This is a genomic window from Leisingera sp. ANG1 (assembly GCF_000203975.2).
In the GTDB taxonomy this organism is placed as follows: domain Bacteria; phylum Pseudomonadota; class Alphaproteobacteria; order Rhodobacterales; family Rhodobacteraceae; genus Leisingera.
The window spans coordinates 446,581-466,225 of record NZ_AFCF02000003.1; the positions used below are offsets into that span (position 1 = coordinate 446,581).

The following is a 19,645-nucleotide window of genomic DNA, read 5'->3' on the forward strand; positions in this document are numbered from 1 at the left end:
TTCGCAGCCAGCTTCCCGCTAGTTCCTGTCAAAAACAGACCCGGCACGACGGCCCGGCACCGCCGGGGTCCGCCTGCGCCGCGGCACGGCTACGGGAAGACCCCATGCACCCTGCCCGCCCCCTGACGGGAGGCCAGTGATGAGCCTCCACCAAAGCATCCCTTGCGCCGCCACCGCCGCGCAGGCCGCCTCGCTTCAGGCGCTCCTCAACACCTATCTGCGCGAAATGACCCCCGGCAGCGCCGTGTTGGCCGATGACCGCAGCACGGTGGAGATCCCGCTCAGCCACATCCCCGCCCGGCTGCGGCTAAGGATCACCTATTTTTCCGACACTGGCCCGCACACCTTCGGCCCGGCGCAAATCCAGTTTGATACCTCCAGCACCTGGCAATCCGCCCCCGCGGTGCAGGTCCTGACCCTGATCACACAGGAGTGTTTTGCCCGGCTCAACAGCCGCGACGCAGGCCAGCTGCCGGAATTCCTGCGCGGCCTCTTCAACAGCAACGCCGGGATCGAGCAGAACCTGCGCCGTCACGCAGGAAAGCCGGACCCGGACGGCTTCCTCAGTGCAGAACAGGCGCTCACCTTCGGCCACTGGCTGCACCCCACCCCCAAAAGCCGCGACGGGCTGACAAATTGGCAGCAGACGGCTTATGCACCGGAATACGCGGGCGAATTCCGCCTCACCTTCTTTGCCGCGGACAAGACACTTGTCACAGAAGGCTCCGCCAATCTGCCCGCCGCAGACATGCTCCGCCAGATCCCCGGCCTCGACGGCGCCTTCCGGCTGCGCCCTGATGAGGTGCTGATCCCCGCCCACCCGCTGCAGGCGCAGATGCTGCGGCTGGATCCGGCGGTGCAGGCCCTGCTGGCAACAGGCCGCCTGCGCGATCTGGGCGAGGCCGGCAGCCCCTTCACCGCCACCTCCTCCCTGCGCACGCTCTACGCAGCAAACTGCCCTTGGATGCTGAAATTCTCGGTCCCCGTGCGGCTCACCAACTCCCTGCGCGTGACTAAGCACAATGAGCTGGAGACCGGCGTCTCAATGGCACGGCTGCTGAACCATCTGGACGCAGACAGCCTGCATCCGCGGTTTTGCATCCTCAACGACCCGGCCTATCTGACCCTCACCCTGCCGGGCCGCAGCGAAAGCGGCTTTGAGGTGATCTTCCGCGAAAACCCCTTCATGAGCACCGCGGGCCAGGGCATCTACAACCTCGCAGCCCTCACTGCCGACCCGCTACCGGGCCGGACGGCCCTCCTTACCAGCCTGATCCAGCGGCTGGCAGCAGACCACGGCGAGACACCGGCAGACACTTCCCGCCTGTGGTTCGAGGCTTATCTCACCTGCATGCTCGATCCGGTGCTGGACCTTTACGACCGCCACGGCATCGCGCTGGAAGCGCACCAGCAGAATAGCCTGCTGGACCTCAGCGCCGGCCTGCCGTCGCGCGGCTACTACCGCGACAACCAGGGCTATTTCATCGCCGAGGACGCCCTGCCCCGCCTCAGCGCGCTGGAACCGTCGCTGGCGGACCAGCCCGCCCTGGTCTACCCGCGTGCCCACATCAACGAAAGGATGGCCTACTACCTGGTGGTCAATCAGATCTTCGCCGTGATCCGCCGCCTGGGCTGCGACGGGCTGGTGCCGGAACCCGAACTGCTCTTGCAGTTGCGCCGCCGCCTGGCCTTGGCCGCCAGCCGTCTCAGCGGCGCCGGGGCAGATTTCGCCCGCTATCTGCTGACCGCCCCTGCGCTCAGCGCCAAGGCCAACCTGCTGACCCGCGCCCGCAACATGGATGAGCTGGAAACAGACGCGCAAGAAGGCCTGTTCCTGCAGATGCCGAACCCGATCGCCGCGACACAGGCTCACTCCCTGCAGGAGAGCGCCGATGTCCCTGCATGAGACCGTAAGCCGCGCAACCTCCGCCCCCCGCGTGCTGCGCCAGCTGTGCGAGGCGCTGCTCAGCGAGTGCTGGGCCGCATCGCTGCAACTGGACCGCAGCCAGACCATCCACTGGTCCCTGCGCCGGACCCAATTCCGCGCCCGCGGCCGCCGCGGCGCCTTTGGCCGCTACCGGCTGCAGGAGGGCAGCATCGAGATCCATGACAGCACCAAATGGCACCCAGCCGCCGCCGAAGACGTGCTTGCAGCGGTGGCGGACCCCTCCCCTGCGCTGGATATCCTGCGCGCCGACCTCCGCCATACCGAACACCTCAGCGATCTGACCGCGCTGCACATCCCCGCCGCAACCCGGCGGCACCGTTTGGGCATTTCCGCCCTTGAAACCGCCCTGCACGAGGGCCACCCCTATCACCCCTGCTACAAGGCCCGCAGCGGCTTTACAGACGCCGACCACCTCGCCTACGGGCCGGAGGGCGGCCAGACCTTCCGCCTGGCCGGCGTGCTGTTCGACCAGTCGCTGGTGCAGCAGGTGCTGCCTTCGCCGGATTTCTGGGAACAGGAGCTGGGCCGGAAAGAATGGCAGCGCATCACCGCGCTGGCAGAGCAGAACAGCGCGCCTCTGGATGGCTTCCGCCTGCTGCCCCTGCACCCCTGGCAGCACGCCAAACTGCAATCCGACCCGTTGTTCAACGAGTGGCGCAGCGCTGGACAGCTGGCAGAACTCGGCCCCATCGGCACCCCCTGCCGCGCCACCCAGTCGATCCGCACCCTGATAAGCGCCGCAGACCCTTCCCGCGCCCATGTGAAAACCGCGATGGCGATGCGCAACACCTCCTCGCTGCGCACCCTCGCGCCGGAATCAGTCGCCGTCGCCCCGGCAATCTCCAATTGGCTGGCGCAGGTGCTGGACAGCGACCCGCTGTTCACCAGCCGCTACCCGCTGACCATCCTGCCGGAATACGCCGCCATCACCGCCGGCCGCGGCACCGCGCTCGACGGGCATCTGGCCGCGATCTGGCGGCAAAGCCCCGAAGCGCTCGGCCTGCCCGCAGACCAGATGATGCCGTTCAATGCCCTTGCCCTGACCGAGCCCGACGGCACCCCCCTGATCGCCCCTTGGATAGAAACCCACGGCTTGGAAGCCTGGCTCGCCCGGCTGATCGAGGTTGCGGTGCTGCCCGTCTGGCACCTGATGGTCGCGCACGGCATCGGGCTGGAGGCGCATGGCCAGAACCTGATCCTGCACCACGAAAACGGCTGGCCCGCGGGCCTCATCGCCCGCGACTTCCACGAAAGCCTGGAATACGTGCCGGATCTGCTGTCGCATCCGGACCTATGCCCGGACCTCGCCCAAATCGACCCGGTCTATGCGGACGCACCGCCGGACAGATTCCACCGCATGTCCAGCGCCGAAGAACTGCGCTGGCTGGTGATGGACACGCTGTTTGTCTTCAACCTCGCCGACCTCTCCGACCTTCTGCAGCGCCACTACGGGCTGGCAGAGGCCACCTTCTGGCGCCGGATCCGCACCCGTCTGGACCGCTACGCGTCGGAACACGGCCTGCAGCAGCGCCAGGCCGCCTTCGCCCCCTTCACCCCCCAGATCCGCGCCGAAAGCCTGATTTCCCGCAAGTTAGAGCCTGAAAATCCGCAACACGGCCACCTGATCGCCAATGCCCTGGCCACCGGAAAAGGATAACCGCCATGTTTGTTCTGAACGACACAACCATCGACCCCTCGGACCTCGCCGCGCGGCTGGACCGCGTGCTGATGGATCCCGCCACGCACCGCTACGGCCTGCACATGCAGAACGCCGGCGCCGCGCTTTCGGCGCTTTTGTACCTGCGCGCGCAAGGCGCCGGCGTCTTCCCGATCCACGCGGGCATCCCGCCAGAAACCGCCCGCGAAATGGCCCAGGCCGCGGGCTGCGACGTGATGCTCAGCGACGGGCTGAAACAAACCGCCCTGCCGCAAGCCGGCACCGCCCCGCGCGGCGGCGTTCTGGTGCAGATGAGCTCCGGCACCACCGGTGCCGCCAAGGTGATCACCCGCAGCTGGGCGGAAATCGCGGCAGAGGTCGAAAGCTACGCCGCCTTCTTCACCGCCAGCGCCGCGATGACTCCGGTGATCGCCTGCCCCGTCACCCATTCCTACGGGCTGATTGCCGGCGTCTTCGTGGCGCTGCACCGCGGTCATGTGCCGGTGGTGCTCGACAGCCTGAACCCGAAATACATCCTGCGCCGCCTGCGCGAGACCGATCAGCCGCTGCTTTATACCTCGCCTGCGATGCTGCACACGCTGGCCCGCCTTCTGCCCGCGGACCAGAGGCTCTACGCCGCCAACACCTCCGGCACCGTGCTGCCAGAGGCCTGGTTCCAGTTGATCCGCGCCCGCACCACCTATCTGTTCCAGCAGTACGGCTGCTCCGAGGCCGGCTGTGTCGCCATCAACCCCGATCTGCAAAACCCCTATGACGTCGGCCAGCCGCTGCCGCATGTTGTTCTGACCGCGGGCCAAAACGGCACCCCGGGCGCAGTGGGCATCACCATCGCAGGGCAGACAATCGACACCGGCGACCTCGGCCACCTGAGTGATACCGGAATGCTGGTCTTCACCGCCCGCGCCGATGACATGATCAACGTCGCAGGCCTCAACGTCTATCCGCAGGACGTGGAAAAGGCGGTGATGGCCCTGCCCGGCGTCAGTGATGCCGTCGCCTTCCGCCTGCCCGACCCGCACTCCGGCGCCCGCGCGGGCCTCTTGTATGCCGGCACCGCATCAGAGGACGACATCCGCCAGGCCTGCCGCGCAGCGCTTGCGGACTACCAGCAGCCCGCCCTGATCCGGCATCTGCCTGCCCTGCCCCGCCATGCCAACGGCAAGATCAGCCGCCGCGAAGTCGCCGCGAAATTCACACCGGAGAGTGCAGACGCATGACCTACGACCATATCCTCGAGGCAATCCGCCAGACCCTCTCCGGCCCGCTCGCCAACCCGCATATGCAGAACTTCTCCGCCCAGTCGGTGCTGAACGACGACCTGCACATCGACTCGGTGATCCTGATCAACCTGATGCTGCATCTGGAGACCGACCACGGCATCGAGATGCCCGAGCGCGAGCTGTCCAAGGATGACTTCGCCACCGTCGACGGGCTGATCCGGATGCTGCTGGGCGAAGAGCCCGCGCCGCAGGCAGACACCGCCCCCGCCCCCAGCGAGATCACCGTGCATTGCTTCGTCAGCTGTCTCTGCGCCGCGATCCGGCGGCATGAGCACCTGAACTTCCGCCCCTTCTACTTCGGCACCTGGGACAGTAGCTTTGCGGTGACGCCCGCCATGCAGCTTGCCTACCACAGCGAGGAGATCACCCAGGACCTCTATGCCGATTGGGTCGAACGGCTCTACAACATCCCGGTGCGCGAATGGTACGACCACAGCCAGACCAAGGAGCAGAACCTGATCCGCTTCGAACAGCTGCTGTCAACCAAATCCGATGACGCGCAGCTGGTGGTCTTCCTAGATATGTTCCACCTGCCGGAGCGCGAGAACAAGTACAACCAGAACCCCTTTCCGCATTACGTCATCATCGAACTGACCGATGATCCGGACCTCTGGCACCTCTATGACCCGGACTACCGCTGGCGCGGCGACCTGCCGCGCGAAACCATCCTGAACGCAATGGCGCAGCCCACCGTCGCGGGGGGCTATATCCTGAACAGCGGCGATGCGCAGGCGCCGCAGGCACCGGATCTGGCCGCCTATTTCACTGAGACTTTCCGCAGTGAAGACAACCTGCTGACCTCCGCCCTGCGTCGGATCTTTGAATACCACTGCGACCCCGCCCGCCCGCTGGCACTGGCGGACCTGGGCCCCGCGGTGCGGGAAATGCCGGTGCTCTCCTTGCGCAAATACGCCTATGAGCACGCCTTTGCCTTCTTCTGGCAGGAGCTGGACACCGCGTTTGAACCCTTCGACGCCGAATGCGACCGGGTCGAGGCGCTCTGCGAGGGCTTCCGCAGCCTGCATTTCCTCGCCGCCCGCATCGCCCATACCGGCGACCGCGCCATGATCCCCGACCTGTTCGCGGCGCTGGATGCGCTGGACCAGCTCGAATTCACCATCAAATCGGCGCTGCACGCCCAGTTTGACACCTGGTGTGCCATCAACCTGCCAGCCCAGAATTGCCGCCCGGCCAGCCCCCAGCCGCAGGAGGTTCCGGCATGAAAATCTCGCTTTGCACCATTTCCTTCCGCCACCAGCTGATCGGGCTCAAGGACATCGCCTTCTGGGCCCGCGACAACGGCTTTCAGGGCATCGAGCTCTGGGGCGTGCACGCGCGCAACCAATCGCCGCTGGCCATTCACAACGCCCAATGGATGGCGGCGCAGGGCCTGTCGGTGCCGATGATCAGCGACTACCTGCCGCTGCATGACCCGGACCTGTTGCGCGACCGCACCCTGGCGCTCTGCGCCCAGGCCCGCACCTGGGGGGCTGGCAAAATGCGCACCTTTGCAGGCCAGCAGGCCAGCGCCGATGCCACCCCGGAAGAACGCCGCCAGACTATCCGCGCCCTGCGCGAGGCCTGCGTTATCGCCGCGGATCACGGGCTGCGCCTGCTGGTCGAGACCCACCCCGGCACCCTCGCCGACTCGCTAACGGCGACCTGCGGCCTGATCGACGCCACGGACCACGACGCGCTCGCCATCAACTTCGACGCGCTGCACGTCTGGGAAGGCGGCGACGACCCGGTGGAGGCCCGCCGAATCCTGTTGCCCCGCATCGCCCATTACCACCTGAAAAACGTCTCCGCCCGCAACCGGCTGGACGTCTTTGCCCCCGGCAACGTCTACAGCGCCGCAGGCAGCCGCGACGGCATGGTGCCGCTGTTCGAAGGCGCCTATGACTACAGCGCCCTGCTGGCCGAATTAGCCCAGGATCCCGCCTGCGAGGCCTCTCTGGAATGGTTCGGGGATGCGGTTTTCCAGACTCTAAAAAGCGATATCGCCCAGATTCGCACCCGAACCCAAAGCGACATGCCAGAAACTGCAGAGGCCGTCTGACTGTCGGCACCTTGCCAAATTGACACCTGGTGCGCCCCGCAAGGCGCACCGGAGTTTGCGATATATACTCGGACGGTATATGTTGGCGGTACAACACCGGAGCATATCCTCATGACCGCCAGCGCCAAACGCAAGACCTCCCTTACCCTGGATGCGCAGGCGCTGGACCGCGCCAAGGCTCTCGGCATCAACGTCTCCGCAGTGGCAGAGACCGCGCTGATGCAGGCCGTTGCCGAGGCACGGCGTAAGCAGTGGCTGAAGGAAAACGCCGATGCCTTTGCCGCGCAATCCGACTGGCACGAACAGCACGGACACCCGCTGGCAGACATCATGACTGCGCCAGGGGCAACCTCGTGGAAGGACTGACCCGCTTCGACGTCGCGGAATACAACGGTATCTCCATGGTCGTGATCGAAAGCGATCTGCTGCCGCCCGACCCGTCCGTCGTTGTCATCCCGTTGCTGCCAAACTACCCGGCCGTGACGCACCTGAACCCGGAAATCACGCACAACACCCAACGCCTGATCCTGGCAACCCGGCTGATCGCAGCGGTGCGCCGCGCCAGCCTGCGCCGCACCGGCTCTGTTGCGGATCAGGGCGACCTGATCACCCGTGCGGTGGATGTGCTGATGGCGGGCGTCTAGGCCTCCCGCCTCAGTATCACACCATCTCCGCCACCCGCTCCGCCGTGCCCGCCTGACGCTGCCACAGCCCGGCATAGACTCCCTGCCGCGCCAGCAGTTCGGTGTGGCTGCCGTCCTCGGCAATCTTCCCCTCCTGCAGCACCACGATCCGGTCCATCTGCGCAATCGTCGACAGCCGGTGGGCAATCGCAATCACCGTCTTGCCCTGCATCACATCCAGCAAAGTCTTCTGGATCGCTGCCTCCACCGCACTGTCGAGCGCCGAGGTCGCCTCATCCAGGATCAGGACCGGCGCGTTCTTCAGAACCACCCGCGCAATCGCGATCCGCTGCCGCTGGCCGCCCGACAGCGCCACGCCGCGTTCCCCCACATGGGCGTCATAGCCGGTCCGCCCCGCGTGGTCGCGCAGGCCCATGATGAACTCATGCGCCTCCGCCCGCTTGGCGGCAGCAATCATCTCTGCCTCCGTGGCACCAGGGTTGCCGTACATGATATTGGCCCGCACCGAGCGGTGGATCAGCGAAGTGTTCTGCGTCACCACCCCGATCCGGCTGCGCAGGCTCTCCTGCGTCACCCCGCGGATGTCCTGCCCGTCGATCAGAATGCGCCCGCCTTCCGGGTCGCGGAACCGCAGCAGCAGGTTGATCAGGGTCGATTTCCCCGCCCCCGACGGCCCGGCAATGCCCACCCGCTGACCCGCCGGGATGTGCAGGTCAATGCCGTTCACCCCGCCTGACGTGTTGCCGTAATGGTGCCGCAGCCCCTCGATCCGCACTTCGGCACGGGCCACCTCCAGCGGCTTGGCTCCGGGCGCGTCCGTCACCTCATGCACGGCTGACAAGGACCGCAGACCCTCGCGGATCACCCCCATGTTTTCAAACAACCGGATCGTCACCCACAGGATCCAGCCGCTCATCCCGTTCAGGCGGATCGTCAGGGCCGAGACCGCCGCCACCTCGCCAACGCTGACAGACCCGCGCATCCACAGCCAGATGGCAGGCGCCACCACGATCAGGATCAGCACGCCGTTGATGGCAATGCTGCCAAACGCCAGCCGCGTCATCATCCGCAGGAACCGCTGATAGCGCGTCCGCAGCCGCCGCAGCGCCGACAGCGCATAGGCCTGCTCCTGCCCGTCGCGGGCAAACAGCTTCACCGTCTCGATATTGCCATAGGCATCGACAATCCGCCCGGTCGCGGCAGAGCGCGCATCGGACCATTTCTCAGCCGTCGCCGCCACGTTCAGCGCGGTGTGCCGCACATACAGCCCATAAAGCCCGACCCAGGCCACCAGCGGCACCGCCAGCCGCCAGTCGATCTGCGACAGCACCACCACCGCGCCGATCATATAGGTGACGGCAAACAGCACCGCCTCGAACAGCATATGCACGCTGTCCTGCACCGCAGGCCCCATCTGCATCACCCGGTTGCTCAGCCGCCCGGCAAAATCGTTCTGAAAGAACCCCGCCGACTGCCCCAAGAGATGCCGGTGCGCCTGCCAGCGCACCTGTTCCTGCAGGTTCGATGACAGCGTCTGCTCCAGCAAGAGGTGATTGAGCCCCACCAGCGACGGCCGCACGACCAGCACACAGAACAGCGCCAGCAGCATCTCGGTGCCATGCGCGTCCCAGAACGCGCCCGCGCCGGTCTCCGCCATCAGATCGACCACCCGGCCGGAATAGAAGATCAGCCCGCTCTCCATCAGCGCGGTCAAAACGCCGGTGGCAAACATCAGCGGCAGCCATTTTCGGTAGGGCCCCAGCTGCTGCGCCAGATAGGCCCTTAAATTGGCCCGCGGCGGCGCCTGATGGGCCGGCGCAAAGGGATCGACAAGGTTTTCAAAAGCCCGGAACATTTTGGAGGCCTCTCAAGGATTTTCGTGGAACCGCTTGAGATGTGGGTCGCCGTATCCGCCCGCCCGAAGCCCTTAAAACATAGTCTAACAAGGGCAAGGGCGCGGATCCTGCCTGCACCGCAGCCTGGCCCTTCTACGCATCCAGGCCCCGCTTGTCAGCAGCGAAATTCACGCCCCGGCGGCAAAATGCGCGCCAGTTTTCCGCTTGCGGCAGGCTTGCGGCGCGCTATTGTGCCGCAATCTGAGTAAAACACTAAGGATTACAACATGCTCACCGATCAGGGCCATTTTGAGACCCCGAACGCCTCCAAATACCTGCAACAGCTGTGCAAACATTTTGCGCATAAGGTGCCCGTGGACCACGACGGCACCCGCGGCACCATCGCGCTGGGAATGGGCCCGGCCACCCTGCAGGCCACAGAAAACACCCTGACTGCCGAAGTCACTGCGCCGGATGTAGCTGACCTGGCCGAGGCGCGCGACATCATCGACCGCCACCTCGCCCGCTTCGCCTTCCGCGAGGAGTTTGAGGCCATGACCTGGCAGTCAGACGCCGCCTGATCCCATAATCTTGACAAAACGGGTTGGTTTTCCTACCCGTGACCCCGCGTTTCCCCCTGAGACGCTTGCAGCAAGGCATTCCCCGCTCCCTCAGGGGCCGCCCAGCCATCCCGACAATCTGACGCCGCACCCCGCGGCGCCTCTGGCTGGAGACCGGTCCATGACCCTTCGTTTGCCCGCAGCCGCGGCTGCCCTTCTGCTCATGGCCCCCTTTGCCACAGCGCAGGACACGCCTGCTGCGCCGGTGCCCGCAATCAGTGCCGACGCGCCCGCCACGGCAGAAACCGCGCCAGTGCTCCCGTCTCCTGTGCCCGCAGCCCCGGAGCTGCCGTCAGACACAGAGAACCCCGCAGCAGAGGCCTCCTCTGCCCCGCAGCCCGCGGCTGAATCGCCCGCCGCCCCGCCTGAGCTGGCGCAAATCGCAACTGACGCCTCTGCCAAAGCGCTGAACTTCCTGCGTGACGGCGGCCCCTCGATCTGGGCCATCGCTGCCCTGTCTGTCATCACCCTGGCGCTGATCCTGTGGAAGATCTGGCGGCTGGCCCTGATCGGCGCCTGGTCCCGCGGCAAGGCCGCCCGCGCTGTCACCGCTTTTGAGTTCGGCAACCGCGCCGAAGCGCTGGACATCACTGCAGGGCGGCGCGGCATCCGCTCCCGCGTGGTCGTCGCCGCGCTCACCGCCACCGCCAGCCTGCCAGAGGACCGCGCCCGCGAGGAAACCGCCCGCGTCGCCAAGCTGCATCTGGCCAGCGCCGCCACCGGCCTCGGCGCGCTCGAACTCATTGCCACCATCGCCCCCCTGCTGGGCCTCCTCGGCACTGTTCTGGGCATGATCGCCGCCTTCCAGGCGCTGCAGGCCGCAGGCTCCAAGGCCGACCCGGCCCTCCTCGCCGGCGGCATCTGGGAGGCGCTGCTGACCACCGCCGCCGGCATGGCTGTGGCGATCCCCGCCTCCGCCGCGCTCACTTGGTTTGAGGCCGTGATCTCCCGCATCCGCCGCGACATTGAGGACAACGCCACCCGCATCTTCGTCGCCGCCCCGCCCGATCCGCTGCCGCTGGCGGCTGAGTAGCCCCATGCAGCTCGCCCCCGCCCCGCGCCCCCGGCGCAAGCCCAGCCTCACGCCGATGATCGACGTGGTGTTCCTGCTCCTGGTGTTCTTCATGCTGGCCTCGCGCTTTGGCATGGACACGGTGCTGCAACTGCCGCTGGCGGGCCAGGGCGGCACCTACGACGGTCCGCCGCGCCTCATTGGCGTCGGACCCGGCAACCTGGATGTGAACGGTGTGCCAGTGGCGGACGCGAACCTCCCCCAGGCGCTGGCGCCGCTGATGAAGACACCCGCCGACATGCTGATTCTCAGGGGGCGCGACGGTGCCAGCCTGCAGCGCATCACTGACATCACCGCCCTGCTGCAGCACGCCGGTCTCAGCAACGTCGTGCTGGTGGAGTGAGGGAAAACCATGGACCTGAGCGATCCCCCTAAACGCCCCCGCGCCGAATCCATCGTGCCGATGATCAACGTGGTGTTCCTGCTCTTGATCTTCTTCCTGATGACCTCGCGCCTGGCGCAGCCTGACCCATTTGATGTTACCCCGCCCGAGGCCGCCTCCGAGACCGCGCCAGAGGCCCAGCCGGTGCTCTACATCGGTGCCGGCGGCCGGATGTATTTCGACGGGGCCGAGGGCGAGGCCGCTCTCACCCGCCTCGCCGCCGCCAGTGCAGGCCATCCCAACGTGCAACTGCGCGCCGACGCACGGCTGGAGGCCAAGACCCTCGCCCGCATCCTGCGCCAGCTGGCAGAGGGAGGTCTGTCCCGCGCCGAACTGGTGGTGCACCGCCGATGAAACGCGCCGCTGAATTCACTGTCTTTGCGGGCCTCGCGGGCCTCATCCACGTAGCACTCTTTGCCAGCGCGCCAGAGCAGGGCGCGCAATCCAGCGGTGCGGGCGGCGAGGCGCTGGTCTCGCTCCAGCCGGCCAGCGCCGAGGTCGCCCGCATGGCCGAGGCCTGGCAGAAGCCGCCTGAGGACCCGCAGATCGAAACCCAAAGCGCAGACCCGCTGCCCCGGGTCCAGGCCCCTGCCCTGCCGCAGTTTGATCTGGCCCAGGCGCCGCGTGCCGCGCTGCTGGCCCCGCTAACCCAGCCCGCTGCGGCCCAACCGGTACAGGCGGACACCACGCCACCGCCGCCGCCAAAGCCGCGCAAACCAGCGCCAAAGCCGGAGCCGCAGGCCAAGCTGGACCCTGAGCCGCAGCAGAAACCCGCCCCCAAGGCAAACTCCAACAGGAATTCTGCTGGCCAGCAGGCCCAGCGGGCGGCGGGATCTGGCGGCGGCGCCGAGGCGGGCCAATCCGGCGGTGCCCGGACCGCCACTGCCAACCCGGGCCGCGAAGCCAAGCTTCGCAACGTCTGGGGCAACAAGATCCGCGCCCGCATCGAACGGCGCAAACGCTACCCCTCCGGCGCCAAGGGCCAGGCCCAGGTGGTGCTGCGCCTGACAGTTGCCCGCGATGGCCGCCTGCTGGACCACCGCGTCGCCAGATCGTCAGGGATAGCCGCGTTTGATCAGGCAGCCCTGGCCGCCGTTGCCCGCGCCGGAAACTTCCCGCCCGCGCCGAAAAAACTGCAGGCCAGCCAGATCCGCCTCAGCCTGCCCATCAGTTTCACCAAATAGAACCGCTGCCTGAGCGCGCGCCCTGACGCAGGCCCGCTCAAGCCCCGGCGTTCAAGGCAGCCCGCCAGACACGGAACCGGCCCTGCCCCGTTACCTCCTGCACCAGGTTCTGCGCTTCGAACCAGGCAATGTTGCGCTGCACCGCCGCGCGGCTGACGCCGGTCAGCTCTTCGGCCAGCGGCGCCGTCACCATCGGCCAGCTGCGGAACACTTCAATCAGCCGCGGCGGGGTGCGGCCCGACAGCGGCTTGATGCAGCGGCGGGCATCGCTTTCCCACCGGTCGAGCTGATCCAGATGCCGCATCGCGCGGAGGATCCCCTGGTCCACCGCCTGCAGCCAGCGCTGCAGGCGCTCCTGCGGCGCCCCGCCGCCGCGCAGCCCCCCTGCCCCGCTCATCAGCAGCGGCGCAAACAGGGCGCCGTCCTGCCCCTCGCCCGCCGACATGCGCGCAGCGATCACCGCGCCCTCCAGAACATCGCCCTCAGGTCCGATCCCGGCCATCGGCCAGAGGTGAAAGGCAAAACACGAACGGACAATCGGATGCAGGGACGAGGCCGCTTTCATAATCGCATTCCAACCTGCGATCCTGCCGGTCAGGGGGTCGTCCCCGCGGGCCTCGTGACGGCCCAGGAACCCGGCAATATCCGCCCCTGGCCCAGGACCGCCCGACAGCCGCCGCAACGCCCAGGCGGTGTGCTGCAGCGCCGCGGTGTCCTCCCCGGCAGCGCTGATCCGCATCGCCTGCCACAGCCCCAGCCGGTCGGCAGAGATCCGGTCGCCGGACAGCCAGCTCAGCTCTGACGCTTCTGTCAGGGCCAGCCGGTGCCGCCATCCCTCCGGGCCGCGCCGCAGCCGCTCATCCAGCGCGCCGAACCGCACTGCCGCCTGCGCCAGATGCAGCGCCTCCGCAGCCTGCGCCTGTTCCCAGCCGGCAATCTGCGCCCGCTCATCCGGGTCGCTGCGCGGCAGCGGCGGCAGGAAATCCACCTCCTCCTCCGGCGGTCCGGGCAGGAACCACAGGTCCTCCTCCCCGGTTTCACCGTCGAATGGGCTGTCAGCGGCCGCCCCGGCAGCGCCTTTGGTTTCAGAAGGGTTCGGTTTCATAAATGCAAAATATGATGATTTTGCACATTACCCAAGGATTTTGTTTTTCCGTTGAAAACCACCCGATCCCCCTTGCCGCACCGAAGCGCACTGCGAAGCAAGAGACAGCCGCAAACGAGACCTCGAACAGGCAACGCCCGAAGGTCCATTTCATGGCAGCAGCGGTCCGGGTCATCCCATCTCCCCGGCAAGGCTCGCGCTTCAGTCCGGAGGTTTCGCAGCGAAACCTCTGCGCCGCCAAGGCTAAGGTTGAGGCTGCCCGGGAACCGCTGGCGGCCGGGCAAAATGAATCAGTAGCCTCTCCTGCCCCCGGAAGGTTTCGCTGCGAAACCTGCGCAAAAGCCGATCCAGCCGACGCGCCTGAAACCGGAAATGACCTGAACAACCGCCGAGTTTTCCCCCTGCCCTGCGCGCTCCTCCAGAAAGGGTTTCGCTGCGAAACCTCCGGGACAGGTGCCGGAATGACCGGGCCGGCAAAGAAAAACCCCGGCCCATCGGGCCGGGGTTTCGCTGCGAAACCTGTCTTGGGGGCCGGCTTGTCAGCCGTGTTCCAGCAGGTGCCGGACGTTGTCCATTACCGTGTCCACCAGCTCTTGCGTCACCTCGCTGCCGGAGAAGCGGATGGCATAACCCGCGGGGCCGTACTCACGTTCGATCGTGATGCCGCGGGCAACCTCTGTGCGGCGGGCCTTTTCGACCTTCTTTGCGGTCTTGGGACGGCCGCCGCGGCTGGGGTCCAGCGGCTCGCCTTCGGTGCTTTCGATGACCGGAACCATTGCCTCCCATTCCTCCGCTGCGGAGCGTCCGCCTGCCCGCTCCAGCGCCGCTCTCAGACGCTCTGCCGCACCCGTCCTCAAGGCGCCGGCCAGGCGCAGGCACTGGCGTTCATTCAGGCCGGTGCCGTGGCTGAGCATATCGCCGAGCTCCTCGTGGATCACCGCGAAGGAGCGGATCTTGGAGCGCTTGGCCTTGGAGGCGTGCTGGAACAGAACCGCCACCGCCTCGTCGACGCTGGCGAAGATACCGTCATGCACTGCCGACGCCGCCGCCCGGCCGCGCTCGTACTGGCTGAGACCGGAGCGGATCTCGTTCTCTTCGATCATCGAGACCAGCGCATTGGCAATGCTGCCGGGTTCGCGGATGAAGGCCGGGATGGTCTGGAACCGGTCGCCGCCGCTGACCGCGTTGAGACGGCGCAGCGCAGTCAGGCGGCGGTAGCCGGAAACCAGCGCGAATTTTCCCGCATCCTCTGGGTTCAGCGGTTCAAAGACTTCGATCGGCAGGCGCAAACCGTTGACCGAGATCGAGGTCATCAGTTCCTGCATCTCTTCCTCGTCCAGTTCGATCCGGTCCCGGTTCAGCGCATCCGCGGTGATGTCCTCCAGCGGCAGTTCCACCGCCACCAGGCCCTTGCCCTCGGCATCGCGCAGGCGTTCGGCATCGGCCTTGTCGCGGGCGATGGCCTCACGGTCGGCCTGGGGCAGCGGGTCGGCGTGGCGGGCGGCGTCGGCCACCACGTCGGCAATCGGCGGCCGCAGGCCGGGGCTGCGGGCCAGATCCCGGTCAATGCCGGCCTCAATTTCCTTCAGCGCCTCGGGCGAAGGGGTCTCAAGCTGTCTGCGGCGTGCCATCTGCTCTGTCCTCTTTCTGGGTCTGTTCTGCCTGCTCCATCTGCTGATCGCGCCACCAGCTGCCGATCAGTAGCTCCTTGAATTCCGCATAGGTGCGGTCGAACACTTCACGCCCGCGCACATAGGTCTCGCGGTTGAAGTTGCGGTAGTCGGCCTCGTAGATGCCGGACACGCTTTCGCCGGCCTGGCCGACCATGGCGGTGTAATCCTGCCGGTAGGCATTCATCATGTCGCCGAAATAAGCCTGGATCACATTGGCCAGATCGCTTTGCTGGCTGGCGTCAAAGCGGGTGATCAGGGCCCGGACCACGTCCCATTCGAACTTCATCTCGGGGAGCCCTGCGCGGCGGCGGCCGGCGTTTTCGCCGTCCTCGATAGAGGCGAAGGTGGAATAAAGCATGTCGAAGAAGCGGCCCGTCGAGTCGAACTCCAGGAACGACGCGCCAAGCGGCACCATCAGGATGTCGGCGGCGGCCAGTGCGTTGATCGTCAGGTATCCCAGGGCAGGGGGGGTATCCAGGAGCACGATGTCGTAGTCATCGAGCGCGCCGCCCTGGTCCAGCGCATTGGTCAGCGCGTCCCACAGCGCCCAGTTGCGCAAGCCCATCCGCCAGACCGGGATCTGGAACTCCGCCCAGTACAGGTTCAGCTGCGCGCCGATCAGGTCGATGTTGGGCCAGTGGGTTTTCTGGACCACGTTTCGCAGCGAAACCTCCCTGGCCTCGGTCAGAGTTTCATCGAGCGGAATGGCGTTGAGGCCGGAAGCGGCGCGGACCTTGTTTTCGGCCTCAACCGCATCCGCATAATCACGGGCGAGGAGGGGGAAGACGGTCTGCCATTCATCGGCCACCTGGCCGCCGAGGATCGAGGTCATCGAGCCCTGGGAGTCGAGATCGACCACCAGCACCTTGTAGCCGTCGAGCGCCGCCGACATCGCCAGATGCGCCGCGGTCGAGGTCTTGCCGACGCCGCCCTTGAAGTTGGCAACCGCGACCACCTTGGCGGGCAGGCCCTCGGGGCGGTAGGGGCGGTACTCCTTGGTGGAGATGCCTTCCTCCGCGAAATGGTCGCGCAGTTTCAGCACTTCCTCCAGGGTGAACCATTTGGAGCCGCTGGCGCCTTCGCCCTGGGGCAGGTCGGGGTTCTTGTTCAGCACCCGGCGCAGGTGGGCGGGGGCCACCGGGATCAGGTAGCGGGTGATCTCCCAGGTGGAGAACTTGCGCAGCCGCTTGCGCCCGTCGGGAGCGTAGCCGCGCTTGGCCAGATCATCGCGGCCGCGCCCTGCAAATGCGGCTGCCTTGGCGAATCTGGCGGTGTCGACCAGCTCACCGAGCTTGGCCGCTGCAGCCTCCGGATCCAGGTTGAAATAGGGGGGCAGGGGGGTATCAGGTTTCTTTGCCATGTGCCTTATGCCTCGGGTATATCGCCTGTTTGGCGTGTTATCCCGGTTTTTGTCGCACATCCTGGGCAGAGAGTGAATCATTATCTGACAGCGCATCTGTTTTCCGCTGCCGTCCGTATCCCGCGGATAATATGAGTCTTTTCCCCAAAAATTACTATGGCACAAACAGGTTGAAATGTTGTGAATCTTTGATTCAGTTTAGAGTCTTTAGGTCAGGTAATCCTTTATATTTCATACGGTTAAGAGTGTTTGGGCACCTGTCTCCGGTACCAAAGGAACCCATTTCCGGGATCATGGGTACCTGTCTGCGGGAAGAAGGGTTCCGATTCGCAGGAGGAGGGGCACCCGCGACTCAGAAGGCCGGTTTCGGGCGGTTTCCGGCCTCAGATTAGCCTGAAAAGCAGGTTTTCGGGGTCAGATTTCCGCAGAAATTCAGGGGCGGATGCCAAAGGTACCCGTTTGCGGGACGGGGCTCTCCCGTAAAAGGGTGCCCAAAGCAGGATTGAGAACGGGTGCCTTTTCCGTCATAGTAGCCCCGAGAGCAGATCCCGGAGAGTCGCAAAGGCCGAAGCGGGACGAAAGGGCAGGGCGATGGACGCTGATAACATCCCGCACAGCAAGCTGACAGGCCCCCTGCGCCGGGGGTCGGTAAAGAAGAACGTGGCGGCGATCCATGTCTCCGGCAAGCTGACGCTCTTGCAGCGGAAGCTGTCGAACGTGCTGCTGCTCAATGCCTATGACGCGCTGGTCACCAAGCCCAAGCACCAGATCGACGCGCAGACGCTGTGCCTGATGGTGGGCTACAATTCCAACGATATGGAGACGCTGAAGCAGTCGCTGCGCTCCTTGGCGGAGACGGTGGCGGAATGGGACATGCTGGATGAGCAGGGGCGGCAGGAGTGGGGCGTGAGTTCCCTGTTGTCCTACGCCAAGCTGTCGGGCGGGGTCTGCGAGTACGCCTATTCGCCCGCACTGGCGGAAAAGCTGCATGACCCCAAGGTCTTTGCCCTGATCAATCTGAACATTCAGCGGCGGTTCACCAGCGGCCATGCGCTGGCGCTTTATGAAAACTGCTACCGCTTTGTGCGGACGGGATCGACCGGCTGGTGGGACATTGCGCTGTTCCGCCGCCTGATGGGGGTGGATGGCAGCGCCTATTACGAGAGCTTCAAGCATCTGAATGCCAAGATCATCAAGCCGGCAGTGGCGGAGGTGAACAAGACCTCCAACATTCTGCTGACACCGGAGTTCAAGAAGATGGGCCGGCAGGTGGCGGAGGTGCGGTTCCTGATCAAGGAGAACCCGCAGCTGGCGATGCTGGATATCGACGACGGGGCAGGGGTGCGGCAGGGGGCTGTTTATACCCAGCTGATGGAGCTGGGGGTCAGCGACCGGCTGGCGCGGCAGTGGATTGCCGAGCATGGCGAGGACTATGTCGCCGAGAAGGTCGGCTATCTGAAGGGGCGCAAGGGCGTCGACAGCCCGGTGCGCTACCTGAGTGCGGCCTTGCGGGACGACTACAAGGATGCGCCGGCCGAAACGGCCAAGGCGGTTTCGCCGGAGGTGCTGGCCGCGGCAGAGGCGCGCAAGGCGGCAGAGGCCGAGGCGGCGCGGACAGCGGCGGCAGAGGATGCGGCCAAGGCGCGGGAACGGTCCCTGCGCGCGCAGAAGCTGGAGCGGATCCGGGAGCTGGCGGCGGGGCGCTCGCCCACCCAGCGGGATGCCGACAAGCGGCTGTTCCTGAGCCGCTTGGAGGATGAGATCGACCGCGAGGAATTCCGCAACCGCGGCTGGAGTGCGGCGCTGCTGGCGGGACCGATGGCGGAGTTCTGGGAAGAGCTGATCCCCGGTGCGCTGGAGGATCTGGCGGAGCTGGAAAGCGGGCAATAGCCGGCAGGGATGCCGCCCCCGGCTGCCCGGCAGCTGGAGCCGGATTTCAGGACGCGCGCCCGGGGGCCCGGTTCAGCCTCGCCGTGATTTCAGACAGGCGTGACCAGGTTTGCAGGGTGACCGGCAGGCTGAGCGAGGCCTCGGCAAAGTCCCAGGAATAGGCGACAATCGAGAACACTGCGCCGGCGGTGACTGTCATCATCGCGGCGGCGAACCAGAGATTGAACAGGATCAGCGCCAGCAGGAGGGCAAAGACCGCGCCGTAGAGGATGGCCTCGGCATCCGACAGCTGCACCTCAAAGCGGCGCAGGCGCCGCAGATGGGCCAGCGTTGACCCCTGTGCGCGTTTCTCCAGCACGCCGACCTGGCGCTCGGTCTGCTGGTTGAGCTGGCCGTTGAGGCGGAAGAAGCGGCGGTGGAACAGGGCATAGACGGCGGCCATGCCAAAGGCGGCAGCCAGGGCAGCGAGGGCCAGCTGCTGCGCAAAGGCAAACAGCACCGTGATGGAGACCGCGAATTGCACGCCTGCGGCCATCGCGGAGGGCAGGGTGTCTTCCAGGAAGTCCACCAGCTCGCGCCCCATGTCCAGCCGGGCGTTCAGGGCTGAGACCGGCAGGGCGGCGGAGCGCGCCGCCTGCGCCTTGCCCAGTTCGACGCGGATGGTGCCATAGGCGCGGGTATCATAGAGACGGCGGGTGACGCCAAGCGCAACCAGCGCGGCCAGCAGGCCCGCCAGATGCCACAGGGCGCGGGGGGTTTCACCCAGCAGACCGTCGATGGCAAAGCCGATGAACAGCGGAACAAGCGCGGTCAGGGCGGCCTCGCCCAGCGTCAGCGCCCAGGTGAGCGCAATGCGGCCCTTGAAGACCGTCAGCAGTGATAGAAGGGTCAGACCCCGGCCGGCCAGCATCGCAG

At 66.2% G+C, this 19,645-nt stretch carries 18 protein-coding genes; 13 read left to right on the forward strand and 5 right to left on the reverse strand.

The window, feature by feature from the left end; translation table 11 throughout:
• Nucleotides 1-139: 139 nt before the first annotated feature.
• The 7 genes from GC1_RS08155 to GC1_RS08185 all read left to right on the forward strand — a co-directional run bounded on the left by GC1_RS08155 (nucleotide 140) and on the right by GC1_RS08185 (nucleotide 7,609).
• A complete protein-coding gene (locus GC1_RS08155; protein ID WP_019296482.1) occupies nucleotides 140-1,906 on the forward strand; it encodes an IucA/IucC family protein in 1,767 nt (588 codons plus the stop codon).
• The gene (locus GC1_RS08160; RefSeq protein ID WP_019296481.1) at nucleotides 1,893-3,605 is read left to right on the forward strand and encodes an IucA/IucC family protein; all 1,713 of its coding nucleotides are present in this window, start codon (nucleotides 1,893-1,895) and stop codon (nucleotides 3,603-3,605) included. The genes GC1_RS08155 and GC1_RS08160 overlap by 14 nt, the downstream gene beginning before the upstream one ends.
• A 5-nt stretch (nucleotides 3,606-3,610) precedes the next feature.
• Nucleotides 3,611-4,843: an AMP-binding protein gene (locus GC1_RS08165; protein ID WP_019296480.1), complete on the forward strand. Its 1,233-nt coding sequence runs from the start codon at nucleotides 3,611-3,613 to the stop codon at nucleotides 4,841-4,843.
• Nucleotides 4,840-6,129: a DUF6005 family protein gene (locus GC1_RS08170; protein WP_019296479.1), complete on the forward strand. Its 1,290-nt coding sequence runs from the start codon at nucleotides 4,840-4,842 to the stop codon at nucleotides 6,127-6,129. Before GC1_RS08165 ends, GC1_RS08170 begins: the two co-directional genes overlap by 4 nt.
• Entirely contained in the window at nucleotides 6,126-6,965 is an 840-nt protein-coding gene (locus GC1_RS08175) for a sugar phosphate isomerase/epimerase family protein (protein WP_019296478.1), read from the forward strand. The genes GC1_RS08170 and GC1_RS08175 overlap by 4 nt, the downstream gene beginning before the upstream one ends.
• Nucleotides 6,966-7,076: 111 nt before the next feature.
• Nucleotides 7,077-7,331 carry a type II toxin-antitoxin system CcdA family antitoxin gene (locus tag GC1_RS08180; RefSeq protein WP_019296477.1) on the forward strand — a complete coding sequence of 85 codons (255 nt, stop codon included), beginning with the start codon at nucleotides 7,077-7,079 and terminating at the stop codon, nucleotides 7,329-7,331.
• The gene (locus GC1_RS08185; protein ID WP_019296476.1) at nucleotides 7,319-7,609 is read left to right on the forward strand and encodes a CcdB family protein; all 291 of its coding nucleotides are present in this window, start codon (nucleotides 7,319-7,321) and stop codon (nucleotides 7,607-7,609) included. Before GC1_RS08180 ends, GC1_RS08185 begins: the two co-directional genes overlap by 13 nt.
• A gap of 16 nt (nucleotides 7,610-7,625) precedes the next feature.
• Here GC1_RS08185 and GC1_RS08190 read toward each other — a convergent pair whose 3' ends face one another.
• On the reverse strand, nucleotides 7,626-9,464 hold the full coding sequence (locus tag GC1_RS08190) for an ABC transporter ATP-binding protein (RefSeq protein ID WP_019296475.1): 1,839 nt from the start codon (nucleotides 9,462-9,464) through the stop codon (nucleotides 7,626-7,628).
• A 267-nt stretch (nucleotides 9,465-9,731) separates the two neighbouring features.
• Here GC1_RS08190 and GC1_RS08195 point away from each other — a divergent pair, with 267 nt between their 5' ends.
• The 5 genes from GC1_RS08195 to GC1_RS08215 all read left to right on the forward strand — a co-directional run bounded on the left by GC1_RS08195 (nucleotide 9,732) and on the right by GC1_RS08215 (nucleotide 12,702).
• On the forward strand, nucleotides 9,732-10,025 hold the full coding sequence (locus GC1_RS08195) for a DUF2218 domain-containing protein (RefSeq protein ID WP_019296474.1): 294 nt from the start codon (nucleotides 9,732-9,734) through the stop codon (nucleotides 10,023-10,025).
• Nucleotides 10,026-10,185: 160 nt separating this feature from the next.
• Nucleotides 10,186-11,097: a MotA/TolQ/ExbB proton channel family protein gene (locus GC1_RS08200; protein WP_019296473.1), complete on the forward strand. Its 912-nt coding sequence runs from the start codon at nucleotides 10,186-10,188 to the stop codon at nucleotides 11,095-11,097.
• A 4-nt stretch (nucleotides 11,098-11,101) separates the two neighbouring features.
• On the forward strand, nucleotides 11,102-11,479 hold the full coding sequence (locus GC1_RS08205) for an ExbD/TolR family protein (RefSeq protein ID WP_019296472.1): 378 nt from the start codon (nucleotides 11,102-11,104) through the stop codon (nucleotides 11,477-11,479).
• Nucleotides 11,480-11,488: 9 nt separating this feature from the next.
• Nucleotides 11,489-11,872: an ExbD/TolR family protein gene (locus GC1_RS08210; protein ID WP_019296471.1), complete on the forward strand. Its 384-nt coding sequence runs from the start codon at nucleotides 11,489-11,491 to the stop codon at nucleotides 11,870-11,872.
• Entirely contained in the window at nucleotides 11,869-12,702 is an 834-nt protein-coding gene (locus GC1_RS08215; RefSeq protein WP_019296470.1) for a TonB family protein, read from the forward strand. Before GC1_RS08210 ends, GC1_RS08215 begins: the two co-directional genes overlap by 4 nt.
• A 37-nt stretch (nucleotides 12,703-12,739) precedes the next feature.
• Here the strand turns inward: GC1_RS08215 and GC1_RS08220 are convergent, their stop codons facing one another.
• The 3 genes from GC1_RS08220 to GC1_RS08230 form a co-directional block, all read right to left on the reverse strand.
• Nucleotides 12,740-13,807 carry a helix-turn-helix domain-containing protein gene (locus GC1_RS08220; protein WP_019296469.1) on the reverse strand — a complete coding sequence of 356 codons (1,068 nt, stop codon included), beginning with the start codon at nucleotides 13,805-13,807 and terminating at the stop codon, nucleotides 12,740-12,742.
• Nucleotides 13,808-14,346: 539 nt separating this feature from the next.
• A complete protein-coding gene (locus GC1_RS08225) occupies nucleotides 14,347-15,438 on the reverse strand; it encodes a ParB/RepB/Spo0J family partition protein (RefSeq protein WP_019296468.1) in 1,092 nt (363 codons plus the stop codon).
• Nucleotides 15,416-16,840: an AAA family ATPase gene (locus tag GC1_RS08230; RefSeq protein WP_039138054.1), complete on the reverse strand. Its 1,425-nt coding sequence runs from the start codon at nucleotides 16,838-16,840 to the stop codon at nucleotides 15,416-15,418. Before GC1_RS08230 ends, GC1_RS08225 begins: the two co-directional genes overlap by 23 nt.
• A 591-nt stretch (nucleotides 16,841-17,431) precedes the next feature.
• Here GC1_RS08230 and GC1_RS08235 point away from each other — a divergent pair.
• Entirely contained in the window at nucleotides 17,432-18,730 is a 1,299-nt protein-coding gene (locus tag GC1_RS08235) for a replication initiation protein (RefSeq protein WP_019296466.1), read from the forward strand.
• Between the two features lie 46 nt (nucleotides 18,731-18,776).
• Here GC1_RS08235 and GC1_RS08240 read toward each other — a convergent pair whose 3' ends face one another.
• The gene (locus tag GC1_RS08240; RefSeq protein WP_019296465.1) at nucleotides 18,777-19,640 is read right to left on the reverse strand and encodes an ABC transporter six-transmembrane domain-containing protein; all 864 of its coding nucleotides are present in this window, start codon (nucleotides 19,638-19,640) and stop codon (nucleotides 18,777-18,779) included.
• Nucleotides 19,641-19,645: the final 5 nt, after the last annotated feature.